Origin of the sequence: Streptomyces sp. NPDC057565, assembly GCF_042801455.1 — a bacterium.
Taxonomy (GTDB): Bacteria; Actinomycetota; Actinomycetes; order Streptomycetales; family Streptomycetaceae; genus Streptomyces; species Streptomyces yanii.
Genome location: NZ_JBHVFU010000161.1, coordinates 1 through 2192, shown reverse-complemented (window position 1 = coordinate 2192; position 2192 = coordinate 1). Strand labels below are relative to the sequence as shown.

Below are 2192 nucleotides of genomic sequence, written 5' to 3'. Positions count from 1 at the left end.
CTCTGCGTCGCCTCATCCGCCGCGCGTGGATCCTCTACCGCTGGGACGCACGCCCCGGGAGGCGCCCCTGAACACCGCCTATCCGCGCACGCTCTTAGCCTGGGCCGACGAGAAGGCCACAGGCCTGATTTGCTGGCGGTGCGGCTACGTACACCTGTTCGTCAACAGGGACATCCAGCTCTACCGAGCGGATAAATGATTGAGATGCGCCCCTTTTGTGTCGGTTCGGCCAACTTCCATCCTCACCTCCACCCACCACTCTCCCCAGCTCCCATCCCGTCCGCCGCCGACCCACAAACCGTGGAGCGGGCGTGGTTCATGGCGTCCAGGTGGAGCGCGCCACTGTACGAACGACCTGGACGCCATGGGCCGCGTCTGCTCGGCTCTGCCTGGGTCGGCGGTGGACGGGATGGGAGCTCCCTGCGCACGCCACGATGGACCCGCAGTCGGAAGCGGCCGCGCGGCAACCGGGTCAACTCGCCGGGCTGGCCAGGACGCAGTTCGGATAATCGTTGTCCGGATCGCCGACGGCGACCCAGAGCTTCAGGACCTTGCCTTGCCTCAAGGCGGCGTAGGAGTCGGGCTCCCGCTCACCCTCTTCGGGGTGATAGGTGTCGACGAGGTGAGCGGCGTCGAAGGTCACACCGACGAAGCTTTGCTTCTTATTGGAGCCTTGCTCCCAGGTGCCTGTTCCGGACCAGGTCAAACCCTCGTACCAGCTGACCGCGACGCAGACTTTATCGGCGATGAACGTCCCGTCCTGCTTCAGCGTGAGGGTGCCGCCTTCGGCATCGGTCCACGTGGTCGCAAGTTCGGCTGGTTTCAAAACGACCGGTTCGCCTTCGGGCGGCGGCATGACGGTGAACCTGCCGCAGGCCGTCAGGGCGAGGGCCATGGCGAGCAAGATCAGCGCAGTACGACGGTAACGCAACACACTCCACCCCTAGCGGGTTCTGCAGGCCGCGTGTGCGACCGGTGGACTCAAGAACCCGCGCGTACCCTGACACGGAGTTTGAACATGTTCAAGTCCCAGTCGTCGGTGGCCACTCCTCACGAGGCGTGAGGCGGTACGGCAGCGAAGTACCGCAACCACAGCGGCCGATCCCGGTCGGGCGGCAAACAGTCCATGGAGCACCTTCACGAACCGCTTCCTGGCCCGGCGCACGCAATGGTCCATGCCATCACCACTTGACGCGACAGGCCCCGCGACAGGTTGCCGACCATCCCGGGCCGAGAACAGCTGCCCACCGCTGCACCACACCAGGGGACATGGCCTCTGGCACGGCTGCCACGAGATGGGCACCAGCTCCCCCTGGTCGTCAGTCCTCTCCGGGAGGAATCAGGCGGTCGGCGTCCTCGGCGTCGTCCTCCATGTCGCCGTCTGGCCGGCCGCTTGTAGAAGCCACCTCGGCGACACCCGCTTTAGGAGTTCGATCGCGGCTGTCGGCGACCTGGGCAATCTCAAGGTCTCAGAGGGAGCTGAGGACTTCGATGGCCAGCCGGGTCCGCGGCCGACCGCCGCCGTTGATGTCAGCAAGTGATGTCAGTGGCCTGTCCCCCGCGAGCTGCGAGCCGCCGCAACCGCCGGCGTCGCTGTCCGCCCGCACGCTGTTGTGCACGGGCGACCGCGACGGATCGGGGATCACTGATGTCGTCGTACAGGGCAAGCAACAGCGAGTCCTCATCCTCGGAGATGAGACGCTGCAGAACCTGGATGTCCGTATGGGGGTGGATCATCAGACGCTTCGACTCAAGCCACAATGCAAGGTCATGCATATCCTCGTCCACGACCACAGAGTAGGGGTGGAACTGTGGCACTGCGATAGCTGGAGCACCGTGTTACTGAGGGTTTCAAGGCGGGGTCGGTGGGCTGATGGCCAGTTTTGTGGCGGTAAGACAGCCGTCGATGAGACGGGGCCTGAGCTGAATCCTGCGTAACTCGCTGCGGAGCTTGCGGTCGAGGTCGTCGGGCGTGGTGAAAGGGGCGTTGGCCATTGCTCTGCGCACGAGTGACCAGACAGCCTCGACGGGATTCAGGTCGGGTGCATATGGCGGAAGCCGGACGGTGGTGAGCCAGTCGTGTTCGGCCTCGTACCGCTGAATCGCCCTGGGTTTGATGGAGACATCGAAGACCCGGAAGGATCCCCGTCATGGCTGCCCCCCGGAAATACTCCGACGAACTGCGTGAGCGT

4 protein-coding genes and 1 pseudogene are annotated in these 2192 nt (G+C 64.8%); 2 read left to right on the top strand and 3 right to left on the bottom strand.

The genetic code is table 11. From position 1 onward, the window contains the following. A pseudogene (locus tag ACFU8W_RS52345) lies at positions 1–199 on the top strand (hypothetical protein); the annotation flags it as partial. A gap of 273 nt (positions 200–472) precedes the next feature. Here ACFU8W_RS52345 and ACFU8W_RS52340 read toward each other — a convergent pair. After that, positions 473–895 (bottom strand): hypothetical protein, encoded by a 423-nt coding sequence (locus ACFU8W_RS52340; protein WP_384052955.1) that lies wholly within the window; start codon positions 893–895, stop codon positions 473–475. Positions 896–1295: 400 nt separating this feature from the next. Here ACFU8W_RS52340 and ACFU8W_RS52335 point away from each other — a divergent pair, with 400 nt between their 5' ends. After that, positions 1296–1541, top strand: a complete 246-nt coding sequence (locus ACFU8W_RS52335; RefSeq protein WP_384052953.1) for a hypothetical protein — start codon at positions 1296–1298, stop codon at positions 1539–1541. On the opposite strand, the gene ACFU8W_RS52330 is transcribed toward ACFU8W_RS52335, so the two are convergent. Both ACFU8W_RS52330 and ACFU8W_RS52325 read right to left on the bottom strand, forming a co-directional pair. Continuing rightward, a complete protein-coding gene (locus ACFU8W_RS52330; RefSeq protein WP_384052951.1) occupies positions 1531–1788 on the bottom strand; it encodes a hypothetical protein in 258 nt (85 codons plus the stop codon). The genes ACFU8W_RS52335 and ACFU8W_RS52330 overlap by 11 nt on opposite strands. A gap of 63 nt (positions 1789–1851) precedes the next feature. Beyond that, the gene (locus ACFU8W_RS52325) at positions 1852–2103 is read right to left on the bottom strand and encodes a transposase (protein ID WP_384052957.1); all 252 of its coding nucleotides are present in this window, start codon (positions 2101–2103) and stop codon (positions 1852–1854) included. Positions 2104–2192: the final 89 nt, after the last annotated feature.

What these genes read in the sequence shown, in the direction of transcription:
- ACFU8W_RS52340 (WP_384052955.1), bottom strand. Translation starts at nt 895, where the DNA reads ATGGCCCTCGCCCTGACGGCCTGCGGCAGGTTCACCGTCATGCCGCCG.
- ACFU8W_RS52335 (WP_384052953.1), top strand. Translation starts at nt 1,296, where the DNA reads ATGGGCACCAGCTCCCCCTGGTCGTCAGTCCTCTCCGGGAGGAATCAG.